The sequence below is a fragment of the Mesorhizobium sp. B2-3-15 genome (genome assembly GCF_006442875.1).
In the GTDB taxonomy this organism is placed as follows: Bacteria; Pseudomonadota; Alphaproteobacteria; order Rhizobiales; family Rhizobiaceae; genus Mesorhizobium; species Mesorhizobium australicum.
On record NZ_VFVO01000003.1, the window covers coordinates 329968 to 346081 of the forward strand.

Here is a 16114-nt window from a genome sequence, read left to right on the forward strand (position 1 = left end):
CCCTTACTCGGCGTCGATCTGGTTCTGTGGCGCGGCTTTCTGGAAAGCGGGTAGCGCCACGCAGGCGGCGTTGATGCGCGCGATTGTCGGATAGGGCGTCATGTCGACGCCGAAGCGGGCGTTGCTGGTGACTTGCGCGGCAAGGCAGATGTCGGCCAGCCCCGCCGCCTCGCCATGGCAGAATGTGCCGGTTTCGGGCGACGCGGTGAGCAATTTTTCGAGCGGTCCAAATCCTTCATTGACCCAATGCCGGAACCAGTTGGCGACATCCTGGTCGCCGGCGCCGAACAGGGTGCGCAGCGAAGTCAGCACGCGCAGATTGTTCACCGGGTGGATGTCGCAGGCGATCATCTGCGCCAGCATTCTCACTCGTGCCCGGCTCGGCGGATCCTTCGGCAATAGCGGGGGTTCAGGTATGGTCTCGTCGAGAAACTCGATGATCGCCAGCGATTGCGTCAGGAGCATGCCGTCGCTCCAGATCAGTGCCGGCACCAGCCCCTGCGGATTGACCGCGAGATAGGCCGCCTCCAGATGCTCGCCATGGCGCAGGTGATGCGGGATGTAGTCATAGCCCACCCCTTTCATCTCCAGGGCAATCCGCACCCGGTGCGAGGTGGAGGAGCGGAAGTAGTTGTGCAGGACAATGTCGCTCATGCGTCACTTCCGCTGGCCGATGGTCAGTTCGATCGTGCCGATGCCGTCGACACCGCCTGATATCGTTTCACCCGGCTTGATCGCGCCGACACCGGCGGGCGTGCCGGTGAAGATCAGGTCGCCAGCCTGCAATTCCACGCCTTCGCTGCAGATCGAGACGATGTCCGATACCGGCCAGATCAGTTCGGCGAGGTCGGCATCCTGTTTCACCGCGCCGTCGACGGCGAGCCAGATGCGTCCCTTGGCCGGGTGCCCGGATTTCCGTGCGGCAACCAACGGGCCGCAGGGCGCGGAACGGTCGAAGGCCTTCGACCAGTCCCAGGGCCGCGCCGCCTTCTTGGCGGCATCCTGGAGATCGCGGCGGGTGAGATCGATGCCGACGCCATAGCCCCAGACATGGTCCAGCGCTTTGTCGCGGGAAATGCGAAAGCCTGAGGTGCCGATCGCCACCACCAGTTCGATCTCGAAGTGGAGGTTTTCCGTCAGGGGCGGGTAGGGGATATCAGTGCCGGAATCGACCACCGCGTCGGCCGGCTTGGTGAAGAAGAAGGGCGGATCGCGATCGTCATTGCCGAACTCGCGCGCATGTGCCGCATAGTTGCGGCCGACGCAGAAAATGCGCCGCACGGCAAAGCGTTCGCCGGAACCCGCAATGGCGACGGAAGGCGTTGGCGGGGCGGGAAGGACAAAGGCGGTCATGGCGGTCTCTGCGTTTGGCGGGGAGTCGGCGGCACATTCGGCCGATTTCCAGGGGCGGGCAAGGCGTCGCTTTTGATAAAGCATGGGCTTCGCCTAGGCTGTATAAGGAATTCAGGCTTCCGATCATTTTTTTGCAGCGATGAAACCTGTTCGACGGCGATAGACTATTTGCCAATAATCCGGCCATGGTCAGGAGACTATGGTGTGCCCGGTAAACCGGAACGAGCCCTATGACAGCCCCTACCGATCGCGTCCGGTTCCTTATCATCGACGATCATCCGCTGTTTCGCGAGGCGCTGCACAGCGCCGTTCAAATGGCTTATCCCGAGGTCGACACAGTCGAAGCGCGCTCGATCGCCGAGGCGCTGGACTTGCTGGCCGACGCAAAGCCTTTCGACCTTGCGCTTCTGGACCTCAGCATGCCCGACGTGCACGGCTTCGAGGGGTTGTTGCAGCTCAGGACCCGCTATCCGCGCCTGCCAGTGGTGATCGTGTCGGGTTATGAGGAGCCTCGCATCATTTCCGAGGCCTTGTCCTACGGCGCTGCCGGCTTCATTCCGAAATCGGCGCGCAAGAGCGATCTCGCCGCCGCCATTCGCTCGGTGATGGACGGCGCGATCTATGTGCCTGAAACCTATGAGGGCCTGCCGGCGGGCGCGGACAGCACCGATCGCGCCGATATGGTGCAGCGGCTTTCCAAGCTGACGCCGCAGCAATTGCGCGTGCTGCAGATGCTGCGCCAGGGCCTGCTCAACAAGCAGATCGCCTACGAGCTGCAGGTCGGCGAGACCACGGTGAAGGCGCATGTGTCGGAGATCCTGCGCAAGCTCAATGTGTATAGCCGGACGCAAGCGGTGATCGAGGTGTCGAAGCTGGACAGCGCCGAGCTGTTCCGGGATCAGGTAGGGTTTTGAGCCAACCCTCCCGCTATGCCAGCAGATGCGCCAGCAGGGCGCGCAGTTGCGCCGGCTTCACCGGCTTGCGCATCAGTTCGATGCCGCCGGCCCGTGCTGCCTTGGCCACGGCTTCGGAGCTGTCGGCGGTGACAATCAGCGCCGGCACGGCGCGGCCGAGATAGTCGCGGACCTCCGATATGGTGGTGGTGCCGAGATCGCCGCCGTCGAGATGCTGGTCGGCAATGACGATGTCGGGCAGCCAGTCGGTGTCGCCAAGCATGTCCAGCGCATCGGCGGTGGAGGTCGCCGCGCGTACCAGGCACTGCCAGCGTTCGAGCAGGAAGGTCATGGCTTCCAGCACTTCGGCGTCGTTTTCGACCAGCAGCACCTTGGTGCCGAACAGGCCGTAGCCGCGCGGCCGCTCCATGCTGGCGGCGCTGGCGATGGCGTCGGCCGGCGCGCCGAGGCCGACGGGGACATCGATGTGGAAGATGGTACCGCGGCCGACCCTGGATGAAAACGTGACGGGATGGCCGAGCGCGCCGGCCATGCGGCGCACGATGGCGAGCCCCAGCCCAAGACCGCCGCCGTCGAGTTCGGCGGTAGCCGGCAAGGTGCCGCGATGGAACTCCTCGAACACCGCTTCGCGCTGATCCTCGGGGATGCCGCAGCCCGTGTCGGCGACATCGATGCGGATGGTGTCGCCGCGATGGCGTGTGCCGACAAGGACGCCGCCCGAGCGCGTATAGCCCAGCGCGTTGGAAAGGATGTTCTGCAGGATGCGTCGCAGCAGCGTCCTGTCCGAGCGGACCACGGCATTGACCGGCCGGAATTTCAGCGACAGCGCCTTCAATTCCGCCACAGGCTGGAAATCCGAGCGCAGCGACGAGAACAGCGCCTCCAGGCTGACGTCGCCAATGTCGGGCTGAACCACGCCGGCGTCGAGCTTGGAGATGTCGAGCAAGGTGCGCAGCAGGTCTTCCATCGTTTCCAGCGAGCGCTCGACCTGCCGCACGAGCTTCTTTCCCTCTTCGCTGGTCTGCACCTCGGCAAGGGCTGAGACGGAGAGATGGGCGGCGTTCAGCGGCTGCAGCACGTCGTGGCTGGCCGCGGCCAGAAACCGTGTCTTGGACAGGTTCGCCTGTTCGGCGTTTTCCTTGGCGGCGCTGAGATCGATGTTCGACTGCTCCAGCCGCCGCAACGTCGAATGCAGTTCCTCGGTGCGCGTACGCACCCGGCTTTCCAACGAGATCGCCGTCTGGAACAGCGAAAAGGCATTGCCTTGCTGGTCCATCGAGCGCTCGACGCGGCTGACCAGGGCGGCGTTGATCTTCTTCAGCCTGTCGAGATCGTTTATGTTCCTGAGCGGCATGCTGTTGCGCCGCCCTATTCAGCCGCCTGGCGGTCGCCGAAAGCGATGCCGGTGAAAGTCTGGTTGAGGTGCATCGACCGGTATTGTTCGCCATAGGTGCCGAAGCCGATGACATTGTTGACCCGGTAGAGTTCCGAAATGTCACGAAAGACCTGGCGGTTGCGCGCATCCAGCCGGCGCAGCACGCAGTCGAAGCCAAGGATCATATCGATGCCGCCCAGCCTTTCCTCGACCTCGCGCAATGCCGCTCGTGTCGCGTCCACCATGTCCTTGGGCTGGGCGATCGACAGCACGACACCGTCGTCGATGGCGCAGAAGAACGACAGCGAGCCATCCGCGTGCATCTTCTGGATCGAGCGGCAGTAATATTCTCCGCCCACCTTCACCACCACTGGATGCGAGGCGAAGCTCAACGGTGTCAAGGTCTGTGGGAGGATCCCGACCGAAGCGGCATATTCCTCCGCCGCATTGGTGGCGTTGAATTCCCGCACGACGCGGTGATCCGGATCGGACGCGGTCACCACCAGCTTTTCGTCGGTGGGAACGAAATTGTCGGTCTTGAAGACGTGGAACGGAATTTCCGTGGCGACCAGCACGATGATGGCGCTGTCGGAGGTGACCCTGCCGTTCGAGATCAGACGCGTCGTCTCGAATTTCAAATCGTCGCCAGCCGAGCCGCCGAGGAGCGGTATGTCGTCGAGACCCCAGTGGATGGCCGAACTCACCGCTTCCTCGGCATAGGACAGCCCGTCGATGAAGCAGAGCGCGAAGGTGTTGCTGGTCTGCTCGCCGCCGAGCCGGGCGCGCAGCGTGCGCCGCAGGGCCTCGACCTCTTCGGTGATCCTGTCCATGCCCGATGTCGACAGATTGTCGATCATCGTGCTGACCGCCGTGAAGGACGCCGAGGGCAGCAGCATCGCCAGCATATGGCCTTCCTCGAGCCCCTGCGGCGTGATCTCGCCGGCGGTGGAACAGCCAGCATGGTGGAGACACGGCGCGTGGGCCGAGAGTGCCCGTGACAGGGCGCCGGCCTCGATCAGGCTCTGGGAAAAGAACACGAGGGCAAAGCCGGCATTGATGGCGGCGGCCTCGGCGGCTACCGCTCGTGCGAAGACATCCGGGTCGGGCTGGTCCGTGGTCAGCGCCGACAAGCCGCATGCGTAGCGCGTCCGTGAACTTGTCAGCGGCGGTCCTCCCGCATTTCCTCCGACGCCTTCTTGTGCGCGGCTTTTCAAGTGCTCCTGGCGCGCGGGCGACGAGGGCATTGTTGCCGCCAGAAGGCGTTTTGGCAATGGGGCCGGAGGAATGCACTTTGGTGCCCTGGCCATGACCGAAAGTACAATGATCCGCCTTTTCCGTCGTGCTGTTTTTTGTGCGTTGTGCGGTGTACGACTAGCACGTGGCCGAAGTGCCAGCGGCGCGTCGGCAGCGTGATGACCAAGGTTGACACCCAGGGAGGGGCTATGTCGGACGTTTCGTTGATGGTGAACGGGAAGCGGGTCGGCGGTGCCGTCGAGGATCGAACGCTGCTCGTCCATTTCCTGCGGGAGAACCTCGGCCTGACCGGCACTCATGTCGGTTGCGACACCTCGCAATGCGGCGCCTGCGTCGTGCATGTCGATGGCAAGGCGGTGAAGTCCTGCACCATGCTCGCGGTCCAGGCCTCGGGGTCGAGCGTGATTACGATCGAAGGCCTGGCCAGTGGCGCCGACTTGCATCCCGTCCAGGCAGCCTTCAAGGAACATCATGGTCTGCAATGCGGCTTTTGCACGCCGGGCATGATCATGGCCGCGACCGACATGATCAACCGCCACCCCGAAGGCCTCGACGAGGCCACGGTGCGGGCAGAACTCGAAGGCAATATCTGCCGCTGCACAGGTTACCACAACATCGTGAAAGCCATCCTCGCCGCATCGACGACGATGTCGAAGGGGGCCAAGGGCAAGGCGAAGCAAGCGGCATGAGGGAAAGAGGAGTGGAGTAGTCGATAGTCAGTAATCGGTCTGAACCGGCGGCTGTCCTCACTACTACTTCCTATTCACACTTCCTATTCACTTTTCGGGAGGAATCTCTGCATGGGTATCGAAGGTGTCGGCGCTCGGGTCGCGCGCAAGGAAGACAAAAGGTTCATCACCGGCGCCGGCCGCTATGTCGACGACATGGTGGTGCCCGGCATGAAGCATGCGGCCTTCGTGCGCAGCCCGCACGCCCATGCGCAGATCAAGAAGATCGACGTGAAAGCGGCTCAAGGCATGCCGGGCGTCATCGGCGTCTTGACCGGCAAGGAACTCAAGGCCGACGGCATCGGAAACCTCATCTGCGGCTGGATGATCCATTCCAAGGACGGCACGCCCATGAAGATGGGCGCATGGTCGCCGCTGGCAGTCGACAAGGTCCGTTATGTCGGCGATGCGGTCGTGGTGGTGGTGGCGGAAACCAAGGGCCAGGCACGCGATGCGGCCGAGGCGGTCGAGATCACCTACAAGGAATTGAAGGCGGTCGTCGATGCGACAAAGGCACTCGAAAAGGGCGCCCCGCAGGTCCATGCCGAAGCCGAGAACAACCTGATCTTCGACTGGGAGATCGGCGATGCCAAAGCCACGGACGCCGCCATCAAGGCGGCTGCGCATGTTACGCGCATGAAGATCGTCAACAACCGGCTGGTGCCGAACGCCATGGAGCCGCGCGCCGCACTTGGCCATTACGACAAGGCCGAGGATCATTATACCTGCTGGACGACATCGCAAAACCCGCATGTCGCGCGGCTGGTGATGAGCGCCTTCTACAATGTCGCGCCCGAAAACAAGCTGCGCGTGATCGCGCCGGATGTCGGCGGCGGCTTTGGTTCCAAGATCTATATCTACCCGGAAGAGATCGTCTGCCTGTGGGCCTCCAAGAAGACCGGCGTGCCGGTGAAATGGGTCGCCGATCGCACCGAGAGCTTCCTCACCGACGCGCATGGCCGCGACCACGTCTCGACGGTGGAAATGGCATTCGACAAGAACAACAGGATTACCGGCTTCAAGGTCGATACGATCGCCAATCTCGGCGCCTATATGTCGCTGTTCTCGTCCTGCGTGCCAACCTATCTCTATGCAACGCTGCTGTCGGGCCAATATGACATCCCGGCCATCCACGCCAATGTGCGCACTGTCTATACTAACACGGCACCCGTCGATGCCTATCGCGGGGCAGGGCGGCCGGAAGCCACCTATCTTCTGGAACGCACCATGGAAGCGGCGGCACGCGAGCTCGGCGTCTCGCCGGCAGACCTTAGGCGCAAGAATTTCATCACCACGTTTCCGCACCAGACACCGGTGATCATGAACTATGACGCCGGGGACTATGGCGCTTCGCTTGATGCGGCGATGAAGACCGCCGACTATACCGGCTTTGCCAGGCGCAAGGCGGATTCGGTCAGGAATGGCAAGCTGCGCGGCATCGGCATGAGCTGCTACATCGAGGCCTGCGGCATCGCGCCGTCGGCGGCTGTCGGCTCGCTCGGCGCCGGCGTCGGCCTGTGGGAATCGGCTGAGGTGAGGGTCAACGCCGTCGGCACCATCGAGGTGCTGACCGGCTCGCACAGCCATGGGCAGGGGCACGAGACGACCTTCGCGCAACTGGTCAACCAGCGTTTCGGGGTGCCAATCGATTCGGTGTCGATCGTCCACGGTGACACCGACAAGGTGCAGATGGGCATGGGCACCTACGGCTCGCGCTCGGGCGCGGTCGGCATGTCGGCGATTGCCAAGGCGCTCGACAAGGTCGAGGCCAAGGCCAAGAAGATCGCCGCCCACCTGCTCGAAGCCGACGAGCGCGACATCGTCATCGAGAACGGCGAGGTCAAGGTCGCCGGCACCGACAAGAGCCTGCCGTGGTTCCAGGTGGCTTTGGCCGCCTATACCGCGCACAATTTGCCGGCCGGCATGGAGCCAGGCCTGAAGGAAACGGCGTTCTACGATCCCGCGAACTTCACCTTCCCGGCCGGCTGCTATATCTGCGAGGTCGAGATCGATCCGGAAACCGGAACGACCGAGATCGTCCAGTTCGTGGCTGCGGACGATTTCGGCAACATCATCAATCCGATGATCGTCGAAGGCCAGGTGCATGGCGGCATCGCCCAGGGCATCGGCCAGGCGCTGCTGGAAGGCGCTCACTACGACGCCAGCGGGCAACTGCTGACGGCAAGCTACATGGACTACACCATGCCACGTGCCGGCGACCTGCCGTCGTTCAAGGTTTCGACGTCGAACACGCCATGTCCGAGCAACCCGCTCGGGATCAAGGGCTGCGGCGAGGCCGGTGCCATCGGCTCGCCGCCAGCAGTGATCAATGCCATCACCGACGCCATAGGCATCGTCGATATCGCCATGCCGGCCACACCGTCCACCGTGTGGGCCGCGATCCGCGCCGCGAAATGAGTGACTAAGGAAGTAGTGAATAGCGAATAGGGCAGCGTGCCACCTCCGGCAGCGGCCATTCCCTGCTCCCTACTGACTACTCACTGCTGACTAACCACTTAGGGGGAGGATCCCATGTACGCAGTCAACTATCACCGTGCCGCCTCGGTCACTGAAGCCGCCAAGCTCGTGAAGAGCGGCGACGCCAAGCTGCTTTCTGGCGGCATGACCTTGATCCCCGCCATGAAGACGCGGCTGGCGGCGCCGTCCGATCTGGTCGACCTGTCCCGCATCAAGGAACTGCAGGGGGTCAAGGTGTCGGGCAAGACGGTCACGATCGGCGCTGCCACCACGCATTTCGACGTTGCCAATGACGAGAAGCTGCGCAAGGCCTGCCCGGCACTTGCCCATCTGGCGTCGCTGATCGGCGATCCGGCGGTACGCCACAAGGGCACGATCGGCGGTTCGATCGCCAATAACGATCCGGCGGCGGACTATCCGGCCGCACTTCTGGCGCTCGGCGCCACCATCATCACCAACAAGCGCGAGATGTCAGCCGACAAGTTCTTCAAGGGGCTGTTCGAAACCTCCTTGAAGGACGGCGAGATCGTCACGGCGGTCTCCTTTACGGCACCGGCGAAGGCTGCGTACGAAAAATTCCGCAATCCGGCCTCGCGCTACGCGATCGTCGGCGTGTTCGTGGCCAAGGGCAAGGACGGCGTCAGTGTTGCCGTCACCGGCGCCGGCGACGACGGCGTCTTCCGCTCGAAGGAGATCGAGGCAGCACTTGCCAAGAGCTTCGATGCCGCTTCGCTCAATGGTGTGAAAGTGCCGGCGAAGAACCTGATGAGCGACATTCACGCTTCATCAGACTACCGTGCCAATCTGATCACGGTCATGGCCAAGCGCGCTGTGGCGGCAGCCAGCGCCTGACGCAAGATCGATTAGGCCAAGGGAACGGGCTGTCACGGCCCCGTTTTTCACTCCCGGCGACTGTCGTTGCCCAGTTCCCGGCCGCCGCGTCTCCACTCTTGCTTGAAGCAATTCCGGCCCATGCTGCGGGGGGAGACGCATCAGCGACAATCTCGCACTTGCACAAACTTATATTGCACTGCAGTATGGATCAGGGCGGGAATGCGAGCCGGGTTCGGGAATTAGCCGTGCCTTTCGCATTACAATGCGAAGGGATCGGCATGTCCGAAATTTCCGCGACCCATCTGGCTCCGCCCCGAGCGATCGTCGAGCGACCGGCCAGGACAAGACTGGCCTATCTCGATGGCTGGCGCGGTCTGTCGATCGCGCTCGTGCTGATCGGGCATTTTTTTCCCGTTCCCGGGATCAATCTGGGCGTGCTGGGCGTCGAATTCTTCTTCGTGCTCAGCGGCCGGCTGATGGCCGAAATCCTGTTCATCGAACGCTATCCGCTGAAGAAATTTTTCAAACGCCGGTTCTCGCGCATCTATCCGGCGCTTCTGGTCTTTGTCGTCGTCGCCATGATCGCGCTCTCAGGCACGTTCATCGCCTTCAAATGGAAGGCGGCCCTGACGGCGCTGACCTTCACCTACAACTATGCCGGAATTCTCCTGAATCGGGCCGGCGCGCTCGACCACATCTGGTCGCTCTGCATCGAAGAACATGCCTATATCATCCTGGCGGCGATCAGCGCGGTCGTTGCCAGCCGCAGCCGTGTCATCCCGCTGCTGCTGGTCCTGGCTCTGGTGGCCATGGTCAATGGCGCGGTTTCCTACTGGTTCCTGCACATGGATTATGAGACCACGTACTGGCGCACCGACGTGCACATCGCCTCGATCCTGCTGTCGGCCGCGATCTGCCTGCTCAAAGCGGACGGCATGCTGCCGACCTTGCTGAAGGGGCCTTATGTCGCCGTTGCGGCGGCCGTCGGCGCGGTTTGCCTGTTCATGGACTCGGTACCGACACCGATCCACTACCTGGCCGCGGTGCCATTGCTGGCGATTGCCGTCAACGCGCTGGATTTCAGCACGCGGTTCTTGTCCGGATGGCTGTCGTCCCTGCCGATGACGACGCTGGGTCTATGGTCATATTCGCTCTATCTGTGGCAGCAGCCCTTCTACAAATTCGTCTACGAGCAGGGCAGCAATCCATGGCCGATGCTGGCCGGGGTTTTTGCCTGCGCGCTCTGCAGCTACTACCTGATCGAGCGCCCAGCACGCGAATGGCTCAACCGCAATTGGTGAGCCGCCCGATTGTTTTGATGGTGGCCAGACGATAGCCGTACGACCGCGAGGTCCCTTTTCGTCAGACAGCGCTTAGCTGTTTTTGGGGGTGGCGCAACGTCCGGGTGAGTCGGCGGGTGCCACCGATCAGGTGGCGATCTGCCTGACGTAATAGCGCACCGCTTTCTTGCCGCCGTGGATCACCGCGTCGCCGACTTCGGCGAAGCCGAGTGCGGCGTGGAAGGCATCCGAGGCGGGGTTGGGCGGGTCGGTGTTGACCTCGCAGGTGACCAGCGCGTGACCGGCGCTCCGCGCATGGTCGAACAGGTCCCGATAGAGCCGGCGAGCATGGCCGCGGCCTCTTGCGTGCGCCGCCACGACGACGCGGTCGACATAGATGAAGCTGATGTAGCGCTCGCGAAACCAGACGAAGTTCGGGCTGTCGTAATTCGCATTCTGGTCGAAGGTCATGATGAAGGCTTCGAGATCGCCGATGCGGCGCGCGTAAAAGGCCTCGCCGAGCAGGAACGACAGCCGTTCGGCTTCGAGCCAGGACAATTCGGCGGCGTGCTCGTTGTTGAGCGCCAGTACGGCCGCTTCGTCGGCCTGCGCAATGCGGTCTATGGGCGAGGTCATGCCTTGGCCGCCGCGATTGTCGCCGCTACCAGCGCTGTATCGGTCAGCGTGTTGCGATATTCGCGGTCGAGATCGGAGCCGCCCATGCCGACCTTCGGATTGCGGTAGCGCATGGCGCTCGACACGTCCTTGAGGGCGGCGAAGTGCATTTCGGCCAGGCCAGTCCTTGCGCGCACCTCGGCGATATTGCCGAGATCGAGCCCGCCGCAACCGAGGATGATGATGCGCTCGCCGGCCAGCCGGACCAGCTCTTGCAGCAATGCCAGGCCTTCGATCGCCGTGTCGCGCTGGCCGCTGGTCAGCACGCGGCCAACCCTGCAGCGGATCAGCGCTTCCAGGGCTTCAGCCGGATCGCGCGTCATATCGAAGGCGCGGTGGCAGGTTACGTTCAAGGGGCCGGCGGCCTCTGTCAATTCGCGCATGCGCTGCTCGTCGATGGTCCCGTCGGGGTTCAGGCAGCCGAACACCACGCCGGGCACGCCGAGTTCGCGGAGCGCGGCGACGTCGGCGAGCATGGAGCGGTATTCGGTCTCGCTGTAGAGAAAATCGCCGCCGCGCGGCCGTACCATGACATGAAACGGCACGGCCGCCTGGTCGAGAGCGGCGCGCACGGTGCCGAGGCTCGGCGTGGTGCCGCCTTCGACAAGGCTGGCGCAGAGTTCGATCCGGTCGGCGCCGGCGGCCTGCGCGGCGAGCAGGCCATCAATGCCTTCGACACAGATTTCGATAAGCGGCGGGCGAATTTTTGGGGTCAAGGGGCGATCCAATCCATGGTGTTGCGCAAGCCCTAGCACCCGGGCGCCTGGCGCGGAAGCGTGAACGCTACGCCGCCACTTGGACCAGACGGCAGATTCCGTTCTTGACAGTCACATAACTGCAGGGTTATGGGTTATACATAGCTGATGGGTTATGATTTTGCGCGTGGCACCACGACAGCAACGAGAGGAGCAAGGCATGACGGAAACCAAATCGATCGTCGTCGAAAGGCTGATTCCATATTCGGCGGAAAAGATATGGCGCGCACTGACCGTGCCGGCACTCGTCGGCGAATGGCTCATGCAGAATGATTTCGCTGCCCAAGAGGGGCATCGCTTCACATTCCGTGCGACACCAGTTCCCGGGTGGTCCGGGGTGACGAACTGCATGGTGCTGAAAGTCGAGGCGCCGCGGCTGCTGGCTTATAGCTGGGGCGATGGGACGGAATCGGACAGCGGGTTGAAAACCGTGGTGACGTGGTTACTGACACCCGAGGGGATGGCGACCCGGGTGCGAATGGAGCAGTCGGGATTTCGGCCCGCCGACGAGCGTGGCTATATCGGCATGGGAAGCGGCTGGCCGCGCATTCTCGAACGGCTCGAACAGGTTACCTCAAAACAGACCTGACACCCGGCAGGCAGCTAACAGTTCCATCAAGTCGAAACCCTGGATGCGAGGCGTCCGGGCCGGGAAAACACGCCCGGAGAACAGTTCAAAAGGAGAAGACACATGCAAGCGAGAATCAAGAGCCCGGTGATGCTCATCCCAGGCGCCCTGCAGGCGTTTCTGGCGCTGGACAAGTCGACCGAGGCAGCGGACCTGCCCTATGTGACACGCAAGCTCGTGCATCTGCGCGCCAGTCAGATCAACAGCTGCAGCGTCTGCGTCGACATGCACGCGCGCGAGCTCAAGAAAGCCGGCGAGAAGGAAGAGCGCATCTTTGCCCTCGCTGCCTGGAGGGAAACGCCTTATTTCACCGACGCCGAACGCGCGGCATTGGCGCTGGCAGAAGCCGGCACAAGGCTCGCCGACCGACCGGACGCGGTGCCGGACGATATCTGGGAGGAGGCGGCCCGGCATTATGACGAGAAGGCCCTTGCCGCACTGGTCATCCAGATCGCCCTGATCAATGCCTTCAATAGGCTGAACGCGACGACCCGGCAGCCGGTTGGCGCCTGGGGCTGAGCGCCGGGTTCACATGGGGGGCTGGATCCGCGAGGCGAGGGGGCGGGCGGCGCATTGCCTTCCCGCCCCGCCGGGAGCACCTATGTAACCTGGTGGCTACTGTCGCAATTCGGTATTCTTGGCGCCTTCCTCGACCTGATCGATCACCAGGAGCTTGACCGGCCCGTCGCCAATGTTGGTGGCCTGGTGCCACTGCCCGATCATTTCGATGATGAAATCGCCAGCCTTGTAGGTGTTGCTGTTGCCGGTTTCGACGTTGGTGACCCTCAGCGTTCCAGCCTGGACATAGGCGTAGCGCGGGAAAGGATGGCGATGGACCGGCAAGGTCGCGCCGGGCGCGATGTCATAGGTCGAGACCAGCACCTGCACGTTCTTCCGCGGCAGCGTGATCGGCTGCCCGGATGCAGTGGTGGTGCGTGATGCGAGTGGCGTCACGACGACCGGGGTTCCGCTGCTGTCCAGCGCATGAGCGCCGGTCGCGAACGATGCTGCCGTGAGCAGCAATACCGATGCCAGGATTTTCCGCATGATGTCCTCCCTTGACCGACGCATCTATCTCGCGGCGGCGGCAGCGTGCAAGGTCGCTCGTGACCAGAGGCCGAACCTGGCGCGCATTTGCACGGGCAGTTGATCCAGCACCCGGGCCATATTCCTCACCCGCTTCCAACCGGAGGGCTGTCGCCGCAAGGCCTGATGCATGCCCGGTCAGGAATGGCCGTAGTGCCGCTTCAAAAAAATTTCGGGCGACCTCTTGAATAAAAAAATCGTGATTCCCAGATCGTTTTCCGTCGAGGCTTCGGCTCGACATACCGCGTCGCGGCGACGCTGCGGCGACCCGTAAACCATGTTGCTTCACGGAGGATATGGCTATGAGAAGCTTTGATTATTCGCCTCTTTACCGCACCACGGTCGGCTTCGACCGGCTCTTCGACATGCTCGAAAACAGTGTGCGCTCCGACTGGCCGCCCTACAACATCGAGAAGAATGGCGACAACGACTATCGTATCACGATGGCCGTCGCCGGCTTCGGTCTCGACGAAGTGGAACTTGTGCAGAACGGCCCTGAATTGTCCGTCATCGGACAGAGAAAGCCCGATCAGCAACATCGGGAGATCCTCCACCGGGGCCTGGCGATAGGCAACTTCAAGCAGGTGTTCAAACTTGCAGACCACGTCAAGGTCAAGGCGGCGAATATTCATAATGGCCTGCTGTCGGTGGACCTGGTCCGCGAAGTGCCCGAGGAACTCAAGCCCCGGCGCATCGAGATCGGTTCCAACGCCGCAGCGGTTCCGCTTCAGGATGGCGGCAACAAGCAGTCCATAGATGTGGATGCCGAGCCGCAACGCAAGGTGGCCTGATACAAGAAACCTCAGTCTGTGGTCCGCCTCCCGGCTCGGCCGGGAGGCACAGATCGCGGAGAACGGAGATGAGATCCCAAGCTTACAGTTTTCATGAATCCAAACCGACGGATTACGCAGCGGAATTCGCTGCGCTGCGTACGCCCGAGGACGTCCTGAACGAGAACATGACGATCGGCGAGAAGAGGGCTCTGCTCGCCTTCTGGGCCTCGGACGCCCATGCGGTTCCTGACAATCCAACCCTGCGTCAATTGAACAACGGTGCGATGGCGCAGGTCAGCGAGATTCTTCGTGCGCTCCACACCCTGGACGAGATTGCGCGCAAGCCGACGGCCAGGGCACCGTTTGATCGCAGTCCGTCCTCAGACCAGCGTAGCAACAAAACCAGGCGCAACTGGCTGCGGTACCCCTGGCGAGATGACGACGACGATGATCCGCCGCCGGTTCCGGCATATGCCGGTGTCCCACCCAGGTGTGGGGATGGCGGCATGTTCGCGGAGCCTGAGCATGCCGTCGCGTGAAAAGCTGAAGCAAACGAACACCCTCAACCGAATGGAGGACTATATGGGCGACAGGACGTTCGATCGACCGGTGTTAGTCAAGGATGGCCAGTTCATCCAAGAAATAGGAAGCCTTGAGGATGCATTCGATTTCCTGGATGAGTGGCCGCGGGAGCGTCGAGGCCCGATTTTCGAAACGGCCTTCCGGGCTTGCCAGCGTGCTTACGATGGCCAGATACCACTCTCGGTCGCGCGCGATGCCGTCGCTGGGTTCGCGAGATCCGTCAAGATGCTGCAGGAGCCGCTTGCTCCGCTGCCCTGGATGAGCGGCACCAAATCTGGCCGCGGTGGGGTGGCCGCCTAGCTGCGACAACGGCAGCGGCACTGCCTAGAGGTGTCGCTGCCCGCAGTCCCATACGGGTTAGCAGGACGGGTCACAGCCACGGCGAACCCCACTATGTCGCGTGGTGCCGACGATGGCAGGCAGAGAGGTCTTTTGAGAAATTGGCTCCCCGGGCCGGATTCGAACCAGCGACCAACCGGTTAACAGCCGGTTGCTCTACCACTGAGCTACCGGGGAACGGAGGCTCTTTGAGCAAGTGGCGCAGCCTATAGCAAACCCGTTTCGGCTTTGCAAAGAAGCATTTCGCATTTTTCCGAGACTTTTTCGCTCAGGCGTTTCTCGCAATCGGCCTTGCCCACCCTCATATTAGCCGTCTTGGCGACGAGCGCGGAACCGAAAGGGCGGTCGCGGCTTTCGTAAATGAGATTGTCGAGCCCTAACACAGGCAGTTCTTCGCGATGACGGCAGCGGACGAAAACCCGAAACCCGCAAGAAAGATCTCGGTGTTCGGGCGCGAATTCACCATGCCGCAGTCGCGCGGCCTCAGAATCACGATCGGCGTGCTATTGACCCTTGGCGGCATTCTCGGGTTCTTGCCGATCCTCGGCTTCTGGATGGTGCCGCTCGGATTGCTGGTGCTTTCCTACGAAATTGCCATGGTGCGCCGCCACCGGCGCCGCCTGGTCGTCTGGTGGGAGCGGCGACGCCGGCCGAATTGAGCGGCCGATACCGATGCATGTCGCATGGCGGTCGCCTTCGACGAGAATCAATCGTCGCGCTGTTTCTCCGTGTCGGTGCCGGATTCCTCCGAATCCGGTTGCTGGCCTGCTTTCAGATCTTCGCTGATCTCCTTCAGGACGGCTGAAGCCGAGGCCAGGCGCGCCCGGTCGCGGGGTGAAAGCCTGCCGGTGCCTTCTATTCTCAGGCAGTCGATGGCATAGCGCACCAATTCCTCGCATCCCAGTAGCGGCACGCTTTCGGTTTCGTGCGTTTCGTCCTTCGGTTTGGCCAGGGCCATGATGCAGTCCTCCCTGTTTCTCAACGCAAGCCGGTGCGCGGAGTTTCGCTCGATCATTTGCCATGCTTAACGGATTGCCAATGGGAGTGGGCGGCTCCGACG

At 62.6% G+C, this 16114-nt stretch carries 19 protein-coding genes and 1 tRNA gene; 11 read left to right on the forward strand and 9 right to left on the reverse strand.

Annotated elements, in window-relative coordinates; all coding sequences use genetic code 11:
- Positions 1–3 precede the first annotated feature (3 nt).
- The gene (maiA, locus tag FJ954_RS08760) at positions 4–654 is read right to left on the reverse strand and encodes a maleylacetoacetate isomerase (protein WP_140661095.1); all 651 of its coding nucleotides are present in this window, start codon (positions 652–654) and stop codon (positions 4–6) included.
- Positions 655–657: 3 nt separating this feature from the next.
- Complete coding sequence (locus FJ954_RS08765) at positions 658–1353, reverse strand: fumarylacetoacetate hydrolase family protein (protein WP_140661096.1); 696 nt, start codon at positions 1351–1353, stop codon at positions 658–660.
- 230 nt (positions 1354–1583) lie between these two features.
- Here FJ954_RS08765 and FJ954_RS08770 point away from each other — a divergent pair, with 230 nt between their 5' ends.
- Positions 1584–2267, forward strand: a complete 684-nt coding sequence (locus FJ954_RS08770) for a response regulator transcription factor (RefSeq protein ID WP_140661097.1) — start codon at positions 1584–1586, stop codon at positions 2265–2267.
- 13 nt (positions 2268–2280) lie between these two features.
- Here the strand turns inward: FJ954_RS08770 and FJ954_RS08775 are convergent, their stop codons facing one another.
- Positions 2281–3621, reverse strand: coding sequence for a hybrid sensor histidine kinase/response regulator (locus FJ954_RS08775; RefSeq protein ID WP_015317500.1), 1341 nt, complete (start codon positions 3619–3621; stop codon positions 2281–2283).
- A gap of 14 nt (positions 3622–3635) precedes the next feature.
- A complete protein-coding gene (locus FJ954_RS08780) occupies positions 3636–4772 on the reverse strand; it encodes an FIST signal transduction protein (protein WP_140616037.1) in 1137 nt (378 codons plus the stop codon).
- A 312-nt stretch (positions 4773–5084) separates the two neighbouring features.
- On the opposite strand from FJ954_RS08780, the gene FJ954_RS08785 reads away from it, so the two are divergent.
- The 4 genes from FJ954_RS08785 to FJ954_RS08800 all read left to right on the forward strand — a co-directional run bounded on the left by FJ954_RS08785 (position 5085) and on the right by FJ954_RS08800 (position 10237).
- Positions 5085–5585 carry a (2Fe-2S)-binding protein gene (locus FJ954_RS08785; protein WP_140661098.1) on the forward strand — a complete coding sequence of 167 codons (501 nt, stop codon included), beginning with the start codon at positions 5085–5087 and terminating at the stop codon, positions 5583–5585.
- A gap of 111 nt (positions 5586–5696) precedes the next feature.
- Positions 5697–8042, forward strand: a complete 2346-nt coding sequence (locus tag FJ954_RS08790) for a xanthine dehydrogenase family protein molybdopterin-binding subunit (protein WP_140661099.1) — start codon at positions 5697–5699, stop codon at positions 8040–8042.
- A 114-nt stretch (positions 8043–8156) separates the two neighbouring features.
- Positions 8157–8954 (forward strand): xanthine dehydrogenase family protein subunit M, encoded by a 798-nt coding sequence (locus FJ954_RS08795; protein WP_140661100.1) that lies wholly within the window; start codon positions 8157–8159, stop codon positions 8952–8954.
- Between the two features lie 260 nt (positions 8955–9214).
- Complete coding sequence (locus tag FJ954_RS08800; RefSeq protein ID WP_140661101.1) at positions 9215–10237, forward strand: acyltransferase; 1023 nt, start codon at positions 9215–9217, stop codon at positions 10235–10237.
- A 126-nt stretch (positions 10238–10363) separates the two neighbouring features.
- Here the strand turns inward: FJ954_RS08800 and FJ954_RS08805 are convergent, their stop codons facing one another.
- A complete protein-coding gene (locus FJ954_RS08805) occupies positions 10364–10852 on the reverse strand; it encodes a GNAT family N-acetyltransferase (protein ID WP_140661102.1) in 489 nt (162 codons plus the stop codon).
- Positions 10849–11607: a copper homeostasis protein CutC gene (locus tag FJ954_RS08810; RefSeq protein WP_181177779.1), complete on the reverse strand. Its 759-nt coding sequence runs from the start codon at positions 11605–11607 to the stop codon at positions 10849–10851. Before FJ954_RS08810 ends, FJ954_RS08805 begins: the two co-directional genes overlap by 4 nt.
- Positions 11608–11806: 199 nt before the next feature.
- Between FJ954_RS08810 and FJ954_RS08815 the strand changes: the two genes are divergently transcribed.
- Positions 11807–12235: an SRPBCC domain-containing protein gene (locus tag FJ954_RS08815; RefSeq protein ID WP_015317508.1), complete on the forward strand. Its 429-nt coding sequence runs from the start codon at positions 11807–11809 to the stop codon at positions 12233–12235.
- A 102-nt stretch (positions 12236–12337) separates the two neighbouring features.
- On the forward strand, positions 12338–12793 hold the full coding sequence (locus FJ954_RS08820) for a carboxymuconolactone decarboxylase family protein (protein ID WP_015317509.1): 456 nt from the start codon (positions 12338–12340) through the stop codon (positions 12791–12793).
- A 96-nt stretch (positions 12794–12889) separates the two neighbouring features.
- On the opposite strand, the gene FJ954_RS08825 is transcribed toward FJ954_RS08820, so the two are convergent.
- Positions 12890–13321, reverse strand: a complete 432-nt coding sequence (locus FJ954_RS08825; RefSeq protein ID WP_140661104.1) for a cupin domain-containing protein — start codon at positions 13319–13321, stop codon at positions 12890–12892.
- A gap of 341 nt (positions 13322–13662) precedes the next feature.
- Between FJ954_RS08825 and FJ954_RS08830 the strand changes: the two genes are divergently transcribed.
- The 3 genes from FJ954_RS08830 (at position 13663) to FJ954_RS08840 (ending at position 15015) form a co-directional block, all read left to right on the forward strand.
- Positions 13663–14151: an Hsp20 family protein gene (locus tag FJ954_RS08830; protein ID WP_140616045.1), complete on the forward strand. Its 489-nt coding sequence runs from the start codon at positions 13663–13665 to the stop codon at positions 14149–14151.
- Between the two features lie 68 nt (positions 14152–14219).
- The gene (locus FJ954_RS08835; RefSeq protein WP_140661105.1) at positions 14220–14672 is read left to right on the forward strand and encodes a hypothetical protein; all 453 of its coding nucleotides are present in this window, start codon (positions 14220–14222) and stop codon (positions 14670–14672) included.
- A gap of 43 nt (positions 14673–14715) precedes the next feature.
- Complete coding sequence (locus FJ954_RS08840; RefSeq protein WP_140616501.1) at positions 14716–15015, forward strand: DUF982 domain-containing protein; 300 nt, start codon at positions 14716–14718, stop codon at positions 15013–15015.
- A 141-nt stretch (positions 15016–15156) separates the two neighbouring features.
- On the opposite strand, the gene FJ954_RS08845 is transcribed toward FJ954_RS08840, so the two are convergent.
- Positions 15157–15231 (reverse strand) — tRNA-Asn (locus tag FJ954_RS08845).
- A 221-nt stretch (positions 15232–15452) separates the two neighbouring features.
- Between FJ954_RS08845 and FJ954_RS08850 the strand changes: the two genes are divergently transcribed.
- The gene (locus tag FJ954_RS08850) at positions 15453–15713 is read left to right on the forward strand and encodes a hypothetical protein (RefSeq protein WP_140661106.1); all 261 of its coding nucleotides are present in this window, start codon (positions 15453–15455) and stop codon (positions 15711–15713) included.
- Between the two features lie 47 nt (positions 15714–15760).
- On the opposite strand, the gene FJ954_RS08855 is transcribed toward FJ954_RS08850, so the two are convergent.
- Positions 15761–16012 carry a hypothetical protein gene (locus tag FJ954_RS08855; RefSeq protein WP_140661107.1) on the reverse strand — a complete coding sequence of 84 codons (252 nt, stop codon included), beginning with the start codon at positions 16010–16012 and terminating at the stop codon, positions 15761–15763.
- Between the last annotated feature and the right edge of the window lie 102 nt (positions 16013–16114).